Source organism: Corynebacterium glyciniphilum AJ 3170 (genome assembly GCF_000626675.1).
Taxonomy (GTDB): domain Bacteria; phylum Actinomycetota; class Actinomycetes; order Mycobacteriales; family Mycobacteriaceae; genus Corynebacterium; species Corynebacterium glyciniphilum.
On the sequence record NZ_CP006842.1, the window covers coordinates 747,467 to 767,392 of the forward strand.

Annotated in this window: 18 protein-coding genes; 9 read left to right on the top strand and 9 right to left on the bottom strand. The window is 64.2% G+C overall.

What is annotated here, in order from left to right:
* The first annotated feature begins 50 nt into the window (after window positions 1-50).
* The 9 genes from CGLY_RS03440 (at window position 51) to CGLY_RS03480 (ending at window position 12,633) form a co-directional block, all read left to right on the top strand.
* Window positions 51-4,022 carry a DNA-directed RNA polymerase subunit beta' gene (locus CGLY_RS03440; RefSeq protein ID WP_038546225.1) on the top strand — a complete coding sequence of 1,324 codons (3,972 nt, stop codon included), beginning with the start codon at window positions 51-53 and terminating at the stop codon, window positions 4,020-4,022.
* 554 nt (window positions 4,023-4,576) lie between these two features.
* Window positions 4,577-4,948: a 30S ribosomal protein S12 gene (gene rpsL / locus CGLY_RS03445; protein WP_038546228.1), complete on the top strand. Its 372-nt coding sequence runs from the start codon at window positions 4,577-4,579 to the stop codon at window positions 4,946-4,948.
* A gap of 3 nt (window positions 4,949-4,951) precedes the next feature.
* Window positions 4,952-5,422, top strand: coding sequence for a 30S ribosomal protein S7 (gene rpsG / locus CGLY_RS03450; protein WP_038546231.1), 471 nt, complete (start codon window positions 4,952-4,954; stop codon window positions 5,420-5,422).
* A gap of 115 nt (window positions 5,423-5,537) precedes the next feature.
* Window positions 5,538-7,664, top strand: a complete 2,127-nt coding sequence (gene fusA, locus CGLY_RS03455; protein ID WP_038546234.1) for an elongation factor G — start codon at window positions 5,538-5,540, stop codon at window positions 7,662-7,664.
* Between the two features lie 420 nt (window positions 7,665-8,084).
* The gene (gene tuf / locus CGLY_RS03460) at window positions 8,085-9,275 is read left to right on the top strand and encodes an elongation factor Tu (RefSeq protein ID WP_038546237.1); all 1,191 of its coding nucleotides are present in this window, start codon (window positions 8,085-8,087) and stop codon (window positions 9,273-9,275) included.
* A gap of 251 nt (window positions 9,276-9,526) precedes the next feature.
* Complete coding sequence (locus CGLY_RS03465) at window positions 9,527-10,195, top strand: isochorismatase family protein (protein ID WP_052539592.1); 669 nt, start codon at window positions 9,527-9,529, stop codon at window positions 10,193-10,195.
* A 1-nt stretch (window position 10,196) separates the two neighbouring features.
* Window positions 10,197-10,964 (top strand): SDR family oxidoreductase, encoded by a 768-nt coding sequence (locus CGLY_RS03470; RefSeq protein ID WP_052539593.1) that lies wholly within the window; start codon window positions 10,197-10,199, stop codon window positions 10,962-10,964.
* Window positions 10,942-12,138 carry an isochorismate synthase gene (locus tag CGLY_RS03475; RefSeq protein ID WP_052539595.1) on the top strand — a complete coding sequence of 399 codons (1,197 nt, stop codon included), beginning with the start codon at window positions 10,942-10,944 and terminating at the stop codon, window positions 12,136-12,138. The genes CGLY_RS03470 and CGLY_RS03475 overlap by 23 nt, the downstream gene beginning before the upstream one ends.
* Before the next feature lie 48 nt (window positions 12,139-12,186).
* Window positions 12,187-12,633: a pyrimidine dimer DNA glycosylase/endonuclease V gene (locus CGLY_RS03480; RefSeq protein WP_038546240.1), complete on the top strand. Its 447-nt coding sequence runs from the start codon at window positions 12,187-12,189 to the stop codon at window positions 12,631-12,633.
* On the opposite strand, the gene CGLY_RS03485 is transcribed toward CGLY_RS03480, so the two are convergent.
* The 9 genes from CGLY_RS03485 to CGLY_RS03525 form a co-directional block, all read right to left on the bottom strand.
* Complete coding sequence (locus CGLY_RS03485; protein ID WP_052539598.1) at window positions 12,620-13,486, bottom strand: ABC transporter ATP-binding protein; 867 nt, start codon at window positions 13,484-13,486, stop codon at window positions 12,620-12,622. The genes CGLY_RS03480 and CGLY_RS03485 overlap by 14 nt on opposite strands.
* A 12-nt stretch (window positions 13,487-13,498) precedes the next feature.
* Entirely contained in the window at window positions 13,499-14,608 is a 1,110-nt protein-coding gene (locus tag CGLY_RS03490; protein WP_052539599.1) for a FecCD family ABC transporter permease, read from the bottom strand.
* Complete coding sequence (locus tag CGLY_RS03495; RefSeq protein ID WP_052540616.1) at window positions 14,605-15,693, bottom strand: FecCD family ABC transporter permease; 1,089 nt, start codon at window positions 15,691-15,693, stop codon at window positions 14,605-14,607. The genes CGLY_RS03490 and CGLY_RS03495 overlap by 4 nt, the downstream gene beginning before the upstream one ends.
* Window positions 15,694-15,866: 173 nt before the next feature.
* On the bottom strand, window positions 15,867-16,430 hold the full coding sequence (locus CGLY_RS03500) for a hypothetical protein (protein ID WP_038546245.1): 564 nt from the start codon (window positions 16,428-16,430) through the stop codon (window positions 15,867-15,869).
* The gene (locus CGLY_RS03505) at window positions 16,427-17,104 is read right to left on the bottom strand and encodes an Asp23/Gls24 family envelope stress response protein (RefSeq protein ID WP_038546248.1); all 678 of its coding nucleotides are present in this window, start codon (window positions 17,102-17,104) and stop codon (window positions 16,427-16,429) included. Before CGLY_RS03505 ends, CGLY_RS03500 begins: the two co-directional genes overlap by 4 nt.
* Window positions 17,101-18,207, bottom strand: coding sequence for an Asp23/Gls24 family envelope stress response protein (locus tag CGLY_RS16640; RefSeq protein WP_052539601.1), 1,107 nt, complete (start codon window positions 18,205-18,207; stop codon window positions 17,101-17,103). Before CGLY_RS16640 ends, CGLY_RS03505 begins: the two co-directional genes overlap by 4 nt.
* Window positions 18,208-18,213: 6 nt before the next feature.
* Window positions 18,214-18,402: a hypothetical protein gene (locus CGLY_RS03515; protein ID WP_081804012.1), complete on the bottom strand. Its 189-nt coding sequence runs from the start codon at window positions 18,400-18,402 to the stop codon at window positions 18,214-18,216.
* 13 nt (window positions 18,403-18,415) lie between these two features.
* Window positions 18,416-18,874 (bottom strand): hypothetical protein, encoded by a 459-nt coding sequence (locus CGLY_RS03520; protein WP_038546253.1) that lies wholly within the window; start codon window positions 18,872-18,874, stop codon window positions 18,416-18,418.
* Between the two features lie 54 nt (window positions 18,875-18,928).
* A complete protein-coding gene (locus CGLY_RS03525) occupies window positions 18,929-19,414 on the bottom strand; it encodes an Asp23/Gls24 family envelope stress response protein (protein WP_038546256.1) in 486 nt (161 codons plus the stop codon).
* Window positions 19,415-19,926 lie beyond the last annotated feature (512 nt).

Here is a 19,926-nt window from a genome sequence, read left to right on the forward strand (position 1 = left end):
CACCCGCACTACCGCCCTCCGTATGAAGACGGAGGGGAAAGGGAGTCCACGTGCTGGACGTCAACTTCTTTGACGAACTGCGTATTGGTCTCGCGACCGCCGATGACATCCGTCGTTGGTCACATGGCGAGGTCAAGAAGCCGGAGACTATCAACTACCGCACCCTGAAGCCCGAGAAGGACGGTCTGTTCTGTGAGCGGATCTTCGGGCCGACCCGTGACTGGGAGTGTGCCTGCGGTAAGTACAAGCGTGTCCGTTACAAGGGCATCATCTGCGAGCGCTGCGGCGTCGAGGTGACCAAGTCCAAGGTCCGGCGTGAGCGCATGGGCCATGTTGAGCTGGCCGCCCCGGTCACCCACATCTGGTATTTCAAGGGTGTCCCGTCGCGCCTCGGATACCTGCTCGACCTTGCCCCGAAGGATCTCGAGAAGATCATCTACTTCGCGGCGAACATCATCACCTCCGTCGACGAGGAAGGTCGTCACAACGACCAGACCACCCTCGAAGCAGAGATGCTGGTCGAGAAGAAGGAAGTCGAGAACGAGCGCGACGCAGACCTCGCCGACCGGTCCGAGAAGCTCGAGGCTGATCTGGCTGAGCTCGAGGCCGCCGGTGCCAAGGCGGACGCGAAGCGCAAGATCCAGACCGCCGCCGAGCGCGAGATGCGCCACATCCGTGAGCGCGCCGAGCGTGAGGTCGAGCGTCTCGACGAGATCTGGAACACCTTCGTCAAGCTCGCCCCGAAGCAGATGATCGTCGACGAGGGCATCTACACCGAACTCGTCGACCGCTACGAGGACTACTTCACCGGTGGAATGGGCGCAGAGTCCATCCAGACCCTCATCCGCTCCTTCGACCTCGAGGCAGAGGCCGAGAAGCTGCGCGAGATCATTCGCGATGGCAAGGGGCAGAAGAAGCTGCGCGCTCTCAAGCGCCTCAAGGTCGTCGCCGCATTCCTGCGTTCCGGAAACGACCCCGCGGGCATGGTTCTCGACGCAGTCCCGGTGATCCCGCCGGAGTTGCGCCCGATGGTGCAGCTCGACGGTGGCCGTTTCGCGACCTCCGACCTCAACGACCTCTACCGTCGTGTGATCAACCGCAACAACCGTCTCAAGCGCATGCTGGACCTCGGTGCCCCCGAGATCATCGTGAACAACGAGAAGCGCATGCTGCAGGAGTCGGTCGACGCGCTCTTCGACAACGGTCGTCGCGGTCGCCCGGTCACGGGCCCCGGCAACCGTCCGCTGAAGTCGCTGTCTGACCTGCTCAAGGGCAAGCAGGGGCGCTTCCGTCAGAACCTTCTGGGTAAGCGTGTCGACTACTCCGGTCGTTCGGTGATCATCGTCGGCCCGCAGCTGAAGCTGCACCAGTGTGGTCTGCCGAAGCAGATGGCCCTGGAGCTCTTCAAGCCGTTCGTGATGAAGCGGCTCGTCGAGAAGTCCTACGCACAGAACATCAAGTCCGCCAAGCGGATGGTGGAGCGCCAGCGTCCCGAGGTGTGGGACGTGCTCGAGGACGCCATCGCCGAGCACCCGGTGATGCTGAACCGTGCCCCCACCCTGCACCGTCTGGGCATCCAGGCGTTCGAGCCGGTCCTGGTCGAGGGTAAGGCGATTCAGCTGCACCCGCTGGCGTGTGAGGCCTTCAACGCTGACTTCGACGGTGACCAGATGGCGGTCCACCTGCCGCTGTCCGACGAGGCACAGGCCGAGGCTCGCATCCTCATGCTCGCCTCGAACAACATCCTCTCTCCGGCGTCGGGTAAGCCGCTGGCCATGCCCCGTCTGGACATGGTGACCGGGCTCTACTTCCTGACCCTGCAGAAGACCACCGACGAGCTCGGTGGAGAGGGTGCCTACACCCCGGCCGACGAGAACGGTCCGGAGCGCGGTGTCTACTCGACGCTGTCCGAGGCCATCATGGCCCGCGACCGCGGCGTGCTGGGCCTGCAGGCCCCGATCAAGGTCCGCATCGACCACCTGCGTCCTCCGGAGGACGTGGAGGCCGAGCAGTTCCCCGACGGCTGGCAGAAGGGGCAGGTCTGGCTGGCGCACACCACGCTGGGTCGCGTGCTCTTCAACGAGCTGCTGCCGTGGAACTACCCGTTCGTGGACGACGTCATGGCCAAGAAGCCGCAGGCCGCGGTCATCAACGACTTGGCCGCGAAGTACCCGATGATCACCGTCGCGCAGACCGTGGACAAGCTCAAGGACGCCGGCTTCTACTGGGCTACCCGTTCCGGCGTGACCATCACCATGCATGACGTGCTGGTCCTGCCGAACAAGAAGGAGATCCTCGACCGTTACGAGGAGCGTGCCCGTGTCATCGAGAAGAAGATGGCCCGCGGCAAGATCAACGCGACGGAGCGGTACAACTCCCTGGTCGACCTGTGGAAGGAAGCCACCGACTTCGTCGGTGAGTCTGTCGAGCAGCTGTACCCGGACGACAACCCGATCCCGATGATCGTGAAGTCCGGCGCGGCCGGCAACATGCGTCAGATCTGGACGCTGGCCGGTATGAAGGGCATGGTCACGAACTCGCGTGGTGACTACATCACCCGCCCGATCAAGACCTCCTTCCGTGAGGGCCTGTCCGTGCTGGAGTACTTCAACAACTCCCACGGTTCCCGTAAGGGCCTCGCCGACACCGCGCTGCGTACCGCCGACTCGGGTTACCTGACCCGTCGTCTGGTCGATGTCGCGCAGGACGTCATCGTCCGCGAGGACGACTGTGCCACGAGCAAGGGTGTCACCATCCCGCTCGCCGAGGCCGTCCTGGATGCCGAAGGCAACGAGACCGGCAAGTTCCGTCGGGCGGAGTTCGTCGAGACCGCTGCCACCGGCCGCTTCCTCGCTGCCGATGCAGTGGACGCCGCAGGTAACGTCGTTATCCCTGCCGGTCAGGATCTTGGAGACCCGGAGATCCAGCGGCTGGTCGATGCCGGTGTTGCGACTCTCAAGGTCCGCTCGGTGATGACCTGCGATACCGCGACCGGCGTGTGCGCTACCTGTTACGGCCGTTCCATGGCGACCGGTAAGAAGGTCGACATCGGTGAGGCCGTCGGCATTGTCGCCGCGCAGTCCATCGGTGAGCCCGGAACACAGCTGACCATGCGTACCTTCCACCAGGGTGGTGTCGGTGGAGACATCACCGGCGGTCTGCCCCGTGTCCAGGAGCTGTTCGAGGCACGTGTTCCGAAGGCCAAGGCCCCGATCGCCTCGGTCGACGGTAAGGTCCGCATCGAGGACGACGACAACTTCTACACGCTGACGATCATCCCCGCGGATGGTTCGGACGAGGTCGTGTACGAGAAGCTGTCGAAGCGCCAGGGCCTGGCTGTCATCAAGGTCGGCGACTTCGAGCGGCAGATCAAGGACGGCGACAGCGTCGTTCGCGGCCAGCAGCTCCTGAAGGGCTCGGCCGATCCGCACGAGGTACTTCGCGTGATGGGGCGTCGCGGCGTCCAGCAGCACCTGATCAACGAGGTCCAGAAGGTCTACCGTGATCAGGGTGTGGCCATTCACGACAAGCACATCGAGATCATCGTGCGCCAGATGCTGCGCCGCGTGACCGTCATCGACTCGGGCTCGACAGAGTACCTGCCGGGTTCGCTGGTGGATCACGCTGACGCAGTCTCGGCTTCCAAGGCTGCTGTCCAGACCGGTGGCCGCCCGGTGGAGGTCCGTGCCGAGATCATGGGTATCACCAAGGCGTCGCTGGCTACCGATTCGTGGTTGTCGGCCGCGTCCTTCCAGGAGACGACCCGTGTTCTCACCGATGCGGCAATCAACAAGCGCTCCGACAAGCTCATCGGGCTCAAGGAGAACGTCATCATCGGTAAGCTCATCCCGGCCGGTACGGGCATTGCGAAGTACCGCAACATCGCCGTGGAGCCGACGGAGGAAGCTCGCGCAGCTGCATACCAGCTGCCGTCGACGTTCGGTGACGGTTTCTACGGAGACGACTCCTACGGAGAGTTCACCGGTGCCGCCGTTCCGCTCGACGACATCGACCTGAACTGATACGTCCAGTTCGGCTGGTCAGATGGCCCGGCTCCTGCTTTCGGCAGGGGCCGGGCCTTGGCCTTTTTCCGGACGTCTCGGGGTGGGGGTGGGGGAGGGGGAGCATGAGAGCGGGGGAGCCGTCCAGATACCCGTATGGTACGGACGAACCATGATGGAGAAGGCAGGGACGCGCCCGGAGAGGCCCCGATGGTCAGTCGCACGTCGGGCGGTGGAAGCGATGATACGGTCGTATACCAGGAACCGCACAGCGCGGTGACGACACCTGGGTCCCGCGCGGCAGCGGAAATTTGGTGGTACTCGGCGTGTCGGGTAGTGTCAGACCACAGTCCCACTTATCAGGACGCGTCTGCCGGTCTTGCCGGTCGATATGAACTTCTACCCCGTAGGCCAGCGAGAGCGGCTGAGGGGTTTCGGCACGTTCAAAACAAAGACGCTCGTGAACAGCAGGGAAATGATCTCGAAGAAGGTCTCGTCCGACCACGAGGGCACGCCGGCAGAGTACCGGAAGAGCCCGGGGTCACGGCAGGACACGAACAAGTAGAAAGTCGGTTATGCCTACTATCCAGCAGCTGGTCCGTAAGGGCCGCCACGACAAGTCTGGCAAGGTTGCCACGGCTGCCCTGAAGGGCTCGCCGCAGCGTCGTGGCGTGTGCACCCGTGTGTACACCACCACCCCCAAGAAGCCGAACTCGGCTCTCCGTAAGGTCGCCCGCGTGCGACTGACCTCCGGCATCGAGGTTTCCGCCTACATCCCGGGCGAGGGTCACAACCTCCAGGAGCACTCCATGGTGCTCGTTCGCGGCGGTCGTGTGAAGGACCTTCCGGGTGTCCGTTACAAGATCGTCCGCGGCTCCCTCGACACCCAGGGTGTCAAGGACCGCAAGCAGGCCCGTTCCCGCTACGGCGCGAAGAAGGAGAAGTAGCACATGCCTCGTAAAGGTCCCGCACCCGCACGCCCCCTCGTCAAGGATCCGGTCTACGACGACGTCATCGTCTCCCAGCTCGTGAACAAGGTTCTGCTGGACGGCAAGAAGTCGACCGCCGAGCGCATCGTCTACGGCGCGCTCGAGGTCTGCCGCGAGAAGACCGGTACCGACCCGGTTCTCACCCTGAAGAAGGCACTCGACAACGTGAAGCCGGCCCTCGAGGTCCGCTCCCGTCGTGTCGGTGGCGCCACCTACCAGGTGCCGGTCGAGGTCCGTCCCGGCCGTTCCACCACTCTGGCATTGCGCTGGCTGGTCACCTTCACCCGTCAGCGTCGTGAGAACACCATGACCGAGCGTCTCGCCAACGAGATCCTTGACGCCTCCAACGGTCTCGGTGCCTCCGTCAAGCGTCGTGAGGACACTCACAAGATGGCCGAGGCCAACCGCGCCTTCGCCCACTACCGCTGGTGACCTGAGAGGGTCCTGCCGTCGGCAGGGCCCTCCCCGGCCGGTGTAGAACCTGCGTGGTCGCCCGGTCGATGGCACAATCATCTACGACATTCCGACTACATTGAGGGAATAGACTGTGGCACAAGAAGTGCAGAAGGACCTGAGGAAGGTCCGCAATATCGGCATCATGGCGCACATCGATGCCGGTAAGACCACGACCACCGAGCGCATCCTCTACTACACCGGCATCAACCGCAAGGTTGGCGAGACGCACGACGGTGCCTCCACCACGGACTGGATGGAGCAGGAGAAGGAGCGTGGCATCACGATCACCTCCGCCGCCGTCACGTGTTTCTGGGACGATAACCAGGTCAACATCATTGACACGCCTGGTCACGTCGACTTCACCGTCGAGGTCGAGCGTTCCCTGCGCGTCCTGGACGGCGCTGTCGCCGTCTTCGACGGCAAGGAGGGCGTCGAGCCCCAGTCCGAGCAGGTTTGGCGCCAGGCCGACAAGTACGACGTTCCGCGCATCTGCTTCGTCAACAAGATGGACAAGCTGGGCGCTGACTTCTACTTCACCGTGCAGACCATCATCGACCGTCTCGGCGCCAAGCCGTTGGTCATGCAGCTGCCGATCGGTGCCGAGGATGACTTCGACGGCGTCGTTGACCTGCTTACGATGCAGGCCATCACGTGGCGTGGTCGCGTCGAGGTCGGCGCTGAGCCGACCTACGAGGAGATCCCGGCTGACCTGGCTGACAAGGCTGCCGAGTACCGCGAGAAGCTGCTCGAGTCCGTCGCGGAGTCCGATGAGGCCCTGATGGAGAAGTACTTCGCCGGCGAGGAACTCTCCCTCGAGGAGATCAAGGCTGCGATCCGCAAGATGACGATCAACTCCGAGATCTACCCGGTGTTCTGTGGTACCGCCTACCACAACAAGGGCATCCAGCCGGTTCTCGATGCTGTCATCGACTTCCTGCCGTCCCCGCTGGACGTCGAGAACATTCAGGGCCACAAGCCGGGCCACGAGGACGTCGAGATGTCCCGCAAGCCCAGCGACGACGAGCCCTTCTCCGCGCTGGCCTTCAAGATCGCTGCACACCCGTTCTTCGGCAAGCTCACCTTCGTGCGCGTCTACTCCGGAAATGTCGAGCCCGGTCAGCAGGTCCTGAATGCCGTGACCGGTAAGAAGGAGCGCGTCGGCAAGCTCTTCCAGATGCACGCCAACAAGGAGAACCCGGTCGACAAGGCCCACGCCGGTAACATCTACGCGATGATCGGTCTCAAGGAGACCACCACCGGTGACACCCTGTGTGACATCAATGACCCGATCCTGCTGGAGTCCATGGACTTCCCGGAGCCCGTCATCAAGGTCTCTATCGAGCCGAAGACCAAGTCCGACCAGGAGAAGCTGGGTGTCGCCATCCAGCGCCTGACGGAAGAGGACCCGACCTTCACCGTCAACCTCGACGACGAGACCGGCCAGACCATCATCGGTGGCATGGGCGAGCTGCACCTCGACGTCTTCGTCGACCGCATGAAGCGTGAGTTCAAGGTCGAGGCGAATGTCGGTGCCCCGCAGGTCGCGTACCGTGAGACGATCCGTAAGGCCGTCGAGAAGGTCGAGTTCACCCACAAGAAGCAGACCGGTGGTTCCGGTCAGTTCGCTAAGGTGATCATGGCCTTCGAGCCGTACAACCCGGAGCCCGAGGAGCTGGAGGAGGGCGAAGACGCGAGCTACAAGTTCGTCAACGCCGTCACCGGTGGCCGCATCCCGAAGGAGTACATCCCCTCCGTCGATGCAGGTGTCCAGGACGCGATGCAGTACGGTTTCTTGGCCGGCTTCCCGCTGGTCGATATCAAGGCTACGCTCATCGACGGTCAGTACCACGACGTCGACTCCTCTGAGATGGCGTTCAAGATCGCTGGTTCCCAGGCTCTGAAGGAGGGTGTCGCGAAGGCGAAGCCGGTCCTGCTCGAGCCGCTGATGGCAGTCGAGGTCACCACCCCCGAGGAGTTCATGGGTGAGGTCATTGGTGACATCAATTCCCGTCGTGGTCAGGTTTCCGCCATGGAGGACCGGTCCGGCGCGAAGGTCGTCAAGGGTAAGGTCCCGCTCTCCGAGATGTTCGGTTACGTTGGTGACCTGCGTTCCAAGACCCAGGGCCGTGCGAACTACACGATGATCTTCGACTCCTACGGCGAGGTTCCCTCCTCTGTCGCAACCGAGATCATCGCTGAGCGCACCGGCAACGCCTAGGTTCCGGTCGCCGTCGAGAAGTATTCGACGGTCAGCTCCTCGCCTCCCCGTTTTTGTGCAGTCGTCCCCGGATCACTCCCCGAGACGTGAACGACTGCTTACGGGAGGGTAGGGGCCAGCACCCGGCATCCTCACAACCATGCGTCACCATGCAGTTTTCCCTGCGGCGCTGGTTGCAGTAGGATGCAGAGTGCTGGCCGTTACCCAGCACCTGCGTGAAGGCAGGAAGCCCTTTCAGTCCCGCCGTTTCCGGTGCGGGGATGTCACGGCCGCCAACGCGCTGTACGATGCTGTAATCGGCACAATGAAAGATTCCGGTGTTCCGGCCGCTGCGATCAGCGGTGGACCCGGTACCGGAAAAATACAACCCCACGTGGCTGCGAGAGTCGTAGTCACCGAAGAGTCCAGGAGGACATCACAGTGGCGAAGGCTAAGTTCGAGCGTACTAAGCCGCACGTTAACATCGGCACCATCGGTCACGTCGACCACGGCAAGACCACGACGACTGCCGCTATCACGAAGGTTCTGGCTGACACCTACCCGGAGCTCAACCACGCCTTCGCGTTCGACGCAATCGACAAGGCGCCGGAGGAGCGCGAGCGTGGCATCACGATCAACATCTCCCACGTCGAGTACCAGACCGAGAAGCGCCACTACGCACACGTGGACGCCCCGGGTCACGCCGACTACATCAAGAACATGATCACCGGTGCTGCTCAGATGGACGGCGCGATCCTCGTTGTCGCCGCCACTGACGGCCCGATGCCGCAGACCCGTGAGCACGTCCTCCTGGCCCGCCAGGTCGGCGTTCCCTACATCCTCGTTGCCCTGAACAAGTGCGACATGGTTGACGATGAGGACCTCATCGAGCTCGTCGAGATGGAGGTCCGCGAGCTCCTGGGCGAGCAGGACTACGACGAAGAGGCTCCGATCGTCCAGATCTCCGCTCTGAAGGCACTCGAGGGTGACCCGAAGTGGACCCAGGCGATCGTCGACCTCATGCAGGCCTGCGACGATTCCATCCCGGATCCGGAGCGCGAGACCGACAAGCCGTTCCTCATGCCCGTCGAGGACATCTTCACGATCACCGGTCGCGGCACCGTCGTCACCGGCCGTGTCGAGCGCGGTCAGCTGAACCTGAACGACGAGATCGAGATCATCGGCATCCGCGAGAAGTCCACCAAGACCACGGTGACCTCCATCGAGATGTTCAACAAGCTGCTGGATTCCGCAGAGGCCGGCGACAATGCCGCACTGCTGCTCCGTGGCCTGAAGCGCGAGGACGTCGAGCGCGGCCAGGTTATCGCCAAGCCGGGCGCATACACCCCGCACACCGAGTTCGAGGGCTCCGTCTACATCCTGTCCAAGGACGAGGGCGGCCGCCACACCCCGTTCTTCGACAACTACCGTCCGCAGTTCTACTTCCGCACCACCGACGTTACCGGTGTCGTGAAGCTGCCGGAGGGCACGGAGATGGTCATGCCCGGCGACAACGTCGACATGAGCGTCACCCTGATCCAGCCGGTCGCCATGGACGAGGGCCTGCGGTTCGCCATCCGTGAGGGTGGCCGCACCGTCGGCGCCGGTCGTGTCACCAAGATCAACAAGTAGTCTGATCTGAGACGCTTCGTCATCGTCCCGTTGAGGAGACGGTGATCGACATCCCGCCCCTACCCGTTCGCCGGGTGGGGGCGGATTTGTGTCTGAAGCCCCGCGGGAACGAAAGCCATGGTCGTCCGCCGTCGGGTTGTGAGAAATGCCATAAGTAGGTCTGGCATACCCGAATACAGGGTAGGGTACGCTGCGTGCCGTCAATAGATACGGCAACAGTCCCTCACACCTCTCTCCCCAAGGAGGACGCAGTGCTTCCCTCTATCCAGTCATACCAGCTGCCAGTGGCGGCTGACCTGCCGAGCGGTCGGGCAGATTGGCAGGTGGACGCCCCTCACGCCGCTCTGCTCATCCACGATATGCAGAACTACTTTATCGACGCGTTCGGTGCGGAATCACCGATGATCGCGACGGTCATCGACAATATCCGCTCACTGCGCGGCGCCGCAGAAGATGCGGGAATCCCCGTGTTCTATACGGCCCAGCCGCCGAACCAGGATCCGGCCGACCGTGGTTTGCTCTGGGATTTCTGGGGGCCCGGACTGCAGAAGGAGTCGGAGGCAGGCATCGTCGACGCCCTGTCACCCGGCGCCACGGACACCGTACTGACCAAATGGCGCTACGATGCGTTCTCTCGCTCGGACCTCGAGGAGATCCTCGTCGAGGGCGGCCGGAACCAGCTCATCATCGCCGGTGTGTACGCCCATATCGGCTGTCTCGCTACAGCGACATCGGCGTTCATGCGCGACATCAAGCCTTTCCTGGTCGCTGATGCCATGGCTGACTTCACGTCCAGCGACCACCGTGGTGCGCTGACGTTTGCTGCGGCCCGTTGTGGTCAGGTCGTCGACACGGACGAGGTGGTCGGTCGTCTGGTGTCCTCGGCCCGACTCGCAGAGGCTGTGGGGTCGGACGCGTAACATGGCTGCAGATTTGCACGGCTCTGTGCGTCATCATGTGGTGACTGGCGCTGCAGGCGGAATCGGGAGCGCCGTTGTCACGGAACTCCTTTCTGCGGGGCACACGGTGACCGCCGCCGATATTTCCTATCCGCGCGGAATCAGCCGCGTAGAACGTTCCGGCCCCGGTGTGCTCCACCACGTCGGCCTTGACGTGGGGGACTCCCACCAGGTTGATTCGGTGGTCCGTGACGTCTGGAACACCGTCGGTGCAGTGGACTCTCTTGTCAACGGCGCCGGTGTCATCGCCGCCGGTCCCGGCGAAGACGCCACGGACGAGGACTGGGAGCGGCAGTTTTCCGTGAACGCATTCGGTGTCTTCGCGATGTGCCGTGCCCTCGGCCCCCGGATGGCGGCCAACGGCGGCGGCTCGATTGTCACCGTGGGATCGAATGCGGGGACGGTGCCACGGTCGTCCATGACAGCCTATGCCGCGTCTAAGGCGGCGGCCAGCAGTGTGACGAGGTCTTTCGGGCTCGAACTGGGCCGTCAGCATGTACGGTGCAACGTTGTCTGTCCGGGGACAACACGTACATCGATGATCGAGGGGCTCGGATCAGAGGCAACCCTGGTGGCTGGACAGCCGGAACTGTACAAGTCAGGGATCCCGCTGGGGCGCATTGCGTCCCCTGAAGACATTGCGTCAGTCGTTGTATTTCTGTCCGGTGACGGCGCCCGTCACATGACTCTCCAGGAGGTGGTCGTCGATGGTGGTGCCAGCCAGCGTTGACCCGCGTGGTCCGCACGCGACGTTCGAGTTCTCGACACCGGAGTACCGACTGACTGCGCGAGGTGTTGCGCATGTCGTCGCACCGGAAGCATGGGACGGCTCCAGTGTCGCCAGCGCCGTTGAATCCCTCCTGACACACACCGGCCATGACGGGCCCGTGGTCGGGTGCATTCCGTTCGACACCGGGCGTCCTGCCGTGTTGTACATCCCGGAGGAAGTCACATGGCGTCAGGCGGCAGGGGCCGGCCACGCTGGGGAAGGGGTGGCGCCGACTGCCGCGCAGGGGACGGGACCGTCGACATCGCTGGAACTCCCGGACTCGCCTGGGTACCGGGAGGCGGTGGCCCGGGCAGTCGAACGAATCGACACAGGCGACCTGGAGAAGGTCGTCCTGGCCCGCACCGCCGTACTTGAAGCTGACGAGGATTTCGACATCGACCGGCTGGTCGCTGATCTCGGCGCGGCAAACCCTCACGCCTACGTGTACCGCACGGACCTCGGCACTACTGGTGACAGTGGCTGCGGTGAAGAAACATTGGTCGGCGCCAGCCCGGAACTCGTTCTGCGTAGCCGTCGTGGTGCGGTGACCAGCTTCCCTCTGGCAGGATCGGTTCCCAGGGACAGGGAGAACCCTGCCAGAGACCGCGAACTCACCCAGGGACTGTTGAACTCCCCGAAAGACCGGGCAGAGCACGCGCACGTTGTCCGACAAGTGGGTGAGGTCTTCCACCGCTACGCCGAGAATGTCGTTGTCCCGGACGTGCCCAGTGTGGTGTCGACCCCGGTTATCCTTCACCTGGGGAGCCGGATCACCGGGAGGCTTCCTCACGCAGGCTCGCCGGGCGCCTTCATGAAGATGCTCTACGACCTGCACCCGACCCCTGCTGTCTGCGGCTGGCCGACGGCGACGGCTCGGGAGGTCATCGCAGAACTCGAGGATTTCGACCGGGGAATGTACTCGGGTCTGGTCGGCTGGGTTGACGCGGAAGGAAATGCCGAATGGGCCCTGTCGCTGCGTGGAGGCGTGGTGTCCGGTAGTCGCGCGCAACTGTTCGCGGGAGCCGGCATCGTCGCGGAGTCGGTTCCGGAGGACGAGCACCGTGAGACAGCGACGAAATTCGCGACCTTCGCCCGCGTGCTGCAGAACCAGCAACGTCACCCCGTCACCGTGTAGCAGCACGCCTCAGTCGAGAGTGGGGGACGCCGCGTACGATTACCAGGTATGCGACTGTGGAGCCTGCACCCCTCGATTCTTGACCGCGCCGCCCTTGTCGCCTGCTGGCGCGAGGCGCTTCTTGCCCAGAAAGTGCTTGAGGGCGGGACCCGCGGGTACAAGGCTCATCCCCAACTCATCCGCTTCCGGGCACATCCGGAACCGACACTGGCGGTCGGCGCATTCCTGACCGGCCTCCGCGCCGAGGCGACAGCCCGTGGCTACTCGTTCGACGGTTCCCGGATCCACGTCCCCGCTATCCCGCAGGAGACGGTGTCCATCCCGGTCACCGACGGCCAGCTCACCTACGAACTCGGGCACCTGCAGCGCAAAGTCGCCGCGCGTGCCGAAGAATGGCTACCGCACCTGCCGACAGACGGAGTGGTACCGTCGCACCCGTTGTTCGCCGCGGAAGCGGGACCGGTGGAGTCGTGGGAGGTCGTCAGCGACTCGTAGCAGCGGGACGACTGCCCACCGGGTCAATGACAACGCCGTCCCCGTCGGCCCGGCGAGGATCCAGCGGGACGATAGTCGGTGTGCCGGTCACCGCGTCCGGCACGACGAGCGCCCGTAACCCGAAGACGTCCTCGACGAGGTCCGGCGTCATGACCTCGGAAGGAGCACCGGTGGTGACGACGTCGCCGTCGCGCATCACAATGAGGTGTCCGGCGTACCTGCACGCCTGGTTGAGGTCGTGGAGGACGGCGACCACAGTCTTCTTGTGATCGTGGAACGTGCGCAACAGTTCGAGCAACTCGTACTGGTGGGCGATGTCGAGGAACGTGGTCGGTTCATCCAGCAGCATAATCGGGGTCTGCTGGGCGAGCAGCATGGCAACCCATACGCGCTGCCGTTGGCCGCCCGAGAGCTCTGACACAAGCCGGCCGGACAACCCGTCGGTGTGGGTCGCGACGAGGGCGTCCTTGACCGCCTGTTCGTCCTCGCGGGACCACTGGTGGAACAGTGACTGGTACGGGGCTCTGCCGCGGGCGACAAGATCTGCGACACGGATTCCGTCCGGGGCCAGTGACGTCTGGGGGAGAAGCCCGAGTTGACGGGCGACGTCCTTGGCGCCGTAGGAGGAGATTTCCTTACCGTCCAACAGCACCGACCCGTCTGTTGGTGACAGGACCCGGGCTAAAGCCCGGAGGAGCGTCGATTTGCCACAGCCGTTCGGCCCGATGATGGCGGTGAAGGACTCGTGCGGGATCTCCACGGACAGGCCGGTGGAGATGATCCGCTGGTCGTAACCGATGGTGGCGTCGAGAGCCCGGAGCCGGCTCGCCGCGGAGTGTGTCGTGTCAGTCATGCGGTGATCCCGTCAATTCGTCTGTTTCGGTGGTCCGTACTGTTTGCGTGCCTCACGCACGAGCAGCCAGATCATGTAGATGCCGCCCACGCTGACGGTCAGGAGCCCGACCGGGATCGACCGGTAGAACTGGGCGATGACCAGGGAGAGGAAGTGGGCGAATGTCAGGAGCGCAGCACCGACGGCTGCAGCGCCGAGAACGGTGACTCCGGGGGTGCCCGCGATGCGTCGGGCAAGCTGCGGGGCCACCAGAGCGATGAAGCCGATGGGCCCGGCTGCGGCGGTGACCAAGGCAGTCGTCGCGACACCGGTGATCATCAGTGCCAGGCGGGTACGCTCCACATTGATGCCCTGCGTGGTGGCTGCATCGTCGCCGAGTTCCATCTGTTTCAGCGCGGGCGCGAGCAGTGCAATCAGCACGATCACCAGAATGCCGATGGCCAGTACTGGGAGTAGGGACTGCCAGGTGACACGGTTGATTGATCCGGCCGACCAGAACCCGACCATCATCGCGTCCTCGACATCCGCTCGGGTGATCAGGTAGGCGTTGAGGGAACCGAGTGTGGCGGACACGCCGATTCCGACGATGATCAGGCGGAAGCTCTGCACCGACTTGTTCTTCCGTGCGAGCAGGAACACCAGGAACGCGGTCAGTACGCCTCCGATGATGGCGGCGAAGGCGATGTTCCAGTAGGCCGTTGAACCGATGACCAGCATGGTCAGTGTGACAGCAGTGAATGAACCCGCGTCGAACCCGATGATGTCCGGGGATCCCAGTGGGTTCCGGGTCATCGACTGGAAGACCGCCCCGCCGATGCCCAGGAGTGCGCCGAAGAAGACCGCGGAGATGGCGACGGGCATACGCCATTCCACGACCACGATGCGGTGGAAGCGTTCGCCGTTGCCGATGATGGCGTTGAAGACCTCGAGCGGGGAGAGAGGGTACTGGCCGATCCCGATGGCAACCAGTGCCAGGAGTGCGGCCGAGCCGATGAAGAGGCAGGCGACGACACCGGACCGGATATGCAGCCGGTGGTCGGTGAAGGGGGTGCGGACGGTCCTACTCAGGTATCCGAAATCGATTGACGTGTCCGTCGTCGTATTGTGCACGGGGGTTTTCACAGGCCGCTCGCATTCTTCCGCCTGACCAGCGCGATAAGAACCGGCGCACCGATGACTGCGGTCAGGATGCCGACTTCGATCTCACCCGGGCGGGCGATGATACGACCGAGGGTGTCAGCCAGAAGCACCATGACGGGGCCGCCGATCAGGCAGTAGAAGAACATCCAGCGTTGGTCCGGTCCCACGATCCACCTCACGACGTGGGGCACCATCAGGCCCACGAACCCGATACCGCCGGTGAGCGCTGTGGCGCCACCGGCGAGTACGGTGACGGCGAGGATGGTGAGGATCCGGGCCCGGACCACCTTGGTCCCGAGCGATGCAGCTAGGTCGTCACCCAGGGCGATGGAGTTCAGGTCGGTGGAGACAAGGATCGCCAGGATGACGCCGAGAAGGAGGAACGGCAGGACCGACTGAGCATCATTGAGGGACGTCCTGGCTACGGAACCCAGGTTCCAGTTGCGGATGGCCTCGAAAGTGTCGGGATCGATGAGCTGGAGGAAGCTGGTGACTCCCCCGAACACCGCGGCCAGTGCCACACCTGCCAGGACCAGGGTGGCCGGGTTGGCGCCGCGTGCGCCGCCGGCGAGACCGATGATGTACACCAGGATTGTTGTTGCGGCGGCGCCAATGAAAGCGAACCAGATGTACTGTGTGATTCCTGCGATGCCGAATACCCCGACCCCGACCGTTACGGCAAGTCCTGCGCCGGCATTGACACCCAGGATGCCGGAGTCGGCCAGCGGATTACGGGTGAGCGCCTGGATCAGTGCCCCGGAGAGCGCGAAGGCAGCACCCGTGACGATGGCGATCACCGTCCGGGGAAACCGCTGGTCCCAGACGATGTAGGATGCTTCGTTTTCCCCGCGGTGCCAGATGGCGTCCCAGACATCCGCGTAGGGGATCGGGTTGGCCCCGTGAGCGAGACTGGCGATGAATGCGCCGAGGAGGACAGCGAGCAGAGCCGCAAGGCCGACGGCACGTTTGGTGTACAACCCGGACGTTCCGGCGAGACTAACAGCGCCGTCCTCCGAGTCCTGTATTTCGGCGGCGGCATCCTGCCGTGTGTTCAGGGTGTGTGTCATGGGCACGTACAGGTCCCGAACCCAGCCGGAGACCACGTTCTTCCTTCTGATGGTCGACGCGGAACGGACCCATGTGAGGGTTCGCTTACCTGAGGGAGAATATCAGTAGGCTAGCCTCACCGTCAAGGTTCCCCGTCGCAGCTCTGTGCCGTGCGGAGGAGGCCGTGGTCGGGTTACTGGGGACGTGCCGGTTGCTCTACCTGGAGGAGGAATCGCGGGAGAACCTCCTGGCCGGGCAGGGCGGCGGTGATGTCCGCGGCGGCGCGGCGGCAGCTCTCATTGAGTTCGGCGACATCGGTCTCGGCGGGGATTCGCAACCGGATCTCGATGATCTCGGTCCCCCTGTCCTCGCTTGCCCGGTAACTGGCAGAGCGGACGTCGTCACGTTTCTCGAAGGTCTGGGCAACCGCGGACGCGACATCGGCGGGCGATGTACGGATCGTGCCGGTCGGTGCGGACGTCGGGGACGCGCTACGCCCGAGGCGTTTGCGCTCGATGTTGATTCCGACGAGCAGGAGACCGAGGAGACCGGTCACCACGGCGGCGATGACGAGAATGGTGTCGTAATTGTCGCGTGTGCTCAGCTCAGCCCAGAAGTCCTTGTTGACGTAGTCACCGATCCGCTGTGCGGGTGCGAGGTCGAGACGGAGCCCGATCATCCAGAAGGCGAGACCTCCGAAGACAAGGGCGAGCAGAAGTGTCACGATGCGGTCGAACGAGGCCTTTCCCCGGTTCATCGTCCTTCACCTCCCGAGGTGACCGTCACCTGGACACTCGGGGCAGGAACCAGGAGTGCAGAGAGTTCGGAAACGTGCGTGGAAACCCGTGCTCGGATCGTCTCGGCGGACTCCGGCGTGACCGCCGTGACGACCTTGACCGAGATCTTCTTCCGTGTCGTCACTGTGTGGGCTGAGAGTACACCTGGAACGCGCCGGGCTGTCGCAGTGGAGAGTCGAGCGACATCGACGGGGCGTGCGTAGAGTTCCGATCCGTCGCCGAAGGCCATGTGGGTACGTCGACGAGGCCGCACGGTCACGAGGAGAAAGAAGACGGCGACAAGGGCACACCCGATGCCGGCCCACAGCATCCACGATTCACTCTGGACGGTGGCGAACCAGTCGAAAACAGGTGGGAGCAGCTGGCTCCCCGAGACGGAGCCGTTGAGGACGAGTACGTCACGGACGATGACTGCCGTGAGGCCGAGCAGCACGATGCCCAGGACAATCGTCCACCCGCGTGCCAGCGGAGAGGCTGTCGGCTGAGGGGCGTGGGGAACCGGCTGTGGAGACTCCCCGGACCCCCCGGACCCCCCGGACCCCGCGGTCGTCGTGTCATCGGACAGGCTCAGGTCGGCGGCGAACCTGCCTGACGGTTCGGGTCGGTAACGCTCCGGATGCTGTGTTGTTGTCATCGCGGACTCCTGTCGTGGTCGCCGCTGGGCTTCCCGTCCTCACCGGAGTCGGCGGATCGCCAGCGACGGGAGGTGTCGACAGTCACCGGAATGCGGCGGTGCCTTCGGACGGCCGGGAAAATGGTCACCTCGAGCCCCTGGGGGGTGGGCACCGTGCGGGTCGGGAGGCCGCGCGGCGTCGGAACATCGCGTAGCAGCGGTCCGGTGGGGGTCGACACATCGTAGAGGATACGGAGCCCCCGTGATGGTGGCGGAGCTGTGACCGTCACGTGATCGATGATGATCGGTTCCAGGAGGCGTGGTTGAGCTGCACTGTGTGGTGACCGCGGGCGCATGACGGGTGTCGCTGGTGGAGTCACCGGGTGCCTCACCTCGGGCGGCGCGGGGGGCTGAACCGACGTGACACGGACCGGAGCCGGCAGTGACGGCTGCTGTGCCGCTCGAGGCGTCGGGGCAGAGACGTGCCTTGCGGGCTCCGGCCGACCTGCGGTCACCGGCATGAGCTGTCGCGACGTCACCGCCGGGGGGTGGACCGGCTGACGAGGCTGGGGCGTCGCGGGCACGGCGACCTCGGTGATCTGCCGGGTAACGGTCGGGGAGCACGCCCGCAGAGGTGTGGCGGAGACACGGGTGTACTCCGGGGTCCGGGGTGTTGCCGCCAGGCCGGCGACGGTGACTGTCTCGTCGGTTCCGGGAACGACGGCTGCGACATCCACGTTGACCGCCAGTACCGGCACACCGGTCGAGTGCTCGATCCATTCACCGACGGCTTCTCTCGTGACCTGCGCAACCGCGACGGTGGGGGCTGGCCAGGAGGTGGCGATCTGGATGTCAGCGACGGCGGCACTACCGCCGGGATCCATCTGCACGCTCACCCGGGGCAACCGACGGCCCGTGAACTGGCCGATGCCCGACGAATGCCGGACAACACCAGGAACGGAGAGGGCTGCCCGGGTGGCGATCTTCTCCAGTACCTTCATGTCGATGGAGGTGTGTGCACGCTGTTGCCGGTAGGCCTCGCTGCGGGGTAGTTCTTCAGCAGCACCGCTGCCGGCGAGGACCGCGGTATCTTCAGCAGGCGCGTCGATGTTGGGAGAGGACACGGGGAATCAGCCCCGTCCCCGACCGCTGCTGTTGAAGGCACGCCGAAGGTCGATGACACCCTCCACATGGGCGCCGACGGCGCCGCCGACTCCGCAGAGAACCAGCACAACGAGGAAACCGACCACGCCGTCCCAGAGGGCACCGACTGCCAGGAGGAATCCCAGCAGCACGCCAATGATTGTCGCGTACTTCATCATGACCTCACTATCAGTTGGATTTCTCGTCGGTACCGGTGTCCGAGAACCGTCGGGCACCGGGGAAACTGGTGGGGAGTCGCGACCGGACTGTGCGGTCGGCGTCCCGGACGAACTTACCTGCTGCCCGCATCACCCGACGGGTCTTCGGGGAGTGCGCGATGACCGCCCCCTTTGCCCGAAGGTCTTCCGTGCGCCGGAGCACTTCATCAGACGTCCGGCCGGCGAACTCGGTGGCCTGGCGGGCAACATCGTCGGGGATGAAGCCAGGAAGGCGGACACTCTCCATGCCACGGCGAATCGACGTCTGGCGTTGCCAGCGGGAGTCGAGCTCGCCCAGCGCCGCGATGAGCCGGGCATCCGAGCCACCGGTGTCGGGGTGGTTGTCGCGGATGACCTGACGGCGCTGACGGACGTACTCCGGATCCTTGCGGAAGTCCGGAGGTGGGCCCTGTGCTCCGGGGCTACTCATGACGGCTCCAAGATGACGTGGTGACGGGGACTGCGGACGGACGGTCGGTGGTGACTACTGGACGCGGGGGGACTGCTCCGGCTCATCGTCCTCGTCGTCGTGGTCCTCGGGGAGGTGGACATCGTGGACGATCACGTTGACTTCGGTCACCTGAAGGCCGGTCATCTCTTCGACGGAGAGAATGATGTTGCGACGGATCGCCTCGGCAAGTTCGTGGATGGCGACGCCGTACTCCGCCACGATGGAGATGTCGACGGCGGCCTGACGGTCGCCGACCTCCACCGAGATTCCCTGCTGGACGTTGACCCGACCGCCGGGGATACGCTCGCGGAGAGCTCCGATGGTGCGGGACGCGCCGCCGCCCAGACCGTGTACGCCGGACACCTCGCGAGCTGCCATGCCGGCGATCTTCGACACGACGACGTCGGCGACAGACGTCCGTCCGTGGTCGGTGAACAGTTCAGAGTCGACGGAGTTGTCGTCCTGGACAGCGGGGGTGTTCGCCTTGCCGGAGTTGTTGCTGGAGTCGTTGTCACTCATAGGGGGCCTCACTGTTCTCGATGGTGCTGAATGAAGGTGTGAGCGCCAGCGTACTCACTTTTCACGGGTGTGCTGGTGACGGCGCGGGGCTCCACCAGTTCAGGGGAGGGAAGACGGATTTGAAGGAACAGGACCTTCGTGGTTAAATAGCGGACGTTGCTTTGACATTGCGTCTGAGCGCCATTGCTTTATGCCTCGTCATCAGGCCGTATCGGAACCGATGGTGGGGAGAGTGGTGGTGTGAGACGGCGCAGATGGTGAAGTGAGCATGAACCATCATCGGCAGGGTGCCTCGGATCGGAAATATTTCCATCCGGGGTGGAACTGTCGTGCGGTAACCCACGCGGAGACGGCGGACACGCCCGACCGCGGGGACCGGAGTGGGGCATGGCAAATAAACAGCGGCAGTAAGTGAAGATCCCGACCATCACGTTGGAGGGGCTCTTCCTCACTATGATTCGACGGTCGCCGGGGAGTACTCCAGTGCCGGTCGGACGGATCCCGTGTTTGCC